Here is a 540-nt window from a genome sequence, read left to right on the forward strand (position 1 = left end):
AAATATTGCATGGAACACCATCTCTTGCATATACGGATTTTAATAAATCGTATGTACATTTCAAGAATCTGCCTAAAATTGTTGCCGAAATTGATGAATTAAAAAAACAAATAATAAACCCAAAAAATGGAAATAATGGTTAAACAGAAGACCATCAAAAATGAAATTTCACTAACAGGCGTTGGATTACACACTGGAAAAGAAGTTACAATGACTTTTAAACCAGCTCCAATTAATAATGGTTTCACTTTTGTAAGAGTAGATTTGCAAGGTCAGCCCGTGATCGAAGCAGATGCTAATTATGTTGTTAATACGCAAAGAGGTACTAATTTAGAAAAATTAGGTGTAAAAATTCAAACTCCTGAACACGTTTTAGCGGCATTGGTTGGTTGCGATTTGGATAACGTTATTATAGAATTGAATGCTTCTGAACTTCCTATTATGGATGGTTCTTCAAAATATTTTGTTGAAGCGATTGAAAAAGCCGGTATCGAAGAACAAGATGCTAAACGTAATGTATATGTGGTAAAAGAAGTTATT

General features: G+C 32.4%; 1 protein-coding gene. It reads left to right on the plus strand.

Translation table 11 applies throughout. From position 1 onward, the window contains the following. Nucleotides 1-135: 135 nt before the first annotated feature. Nucleotides 136-540, plus strand: a 405-nt coding sequence (locus BW716_RS35395; RefSeq protein WP_179091433.1) for a UDP-3-O-acyl-N-acetylglucosamine deacetylase, incomplete at its 3' end; no start/stop codon positions are given.

Source organism: [Flexibacter] sp. ATCC 35208 (assembly GCF_001975825.1).
Taxonomy (GTDB): domain Bacteria; phylum Bacteroidota; class Bacteroidia; order Chitinophagales; family Chitinophagaceae; genus Chitinophaga.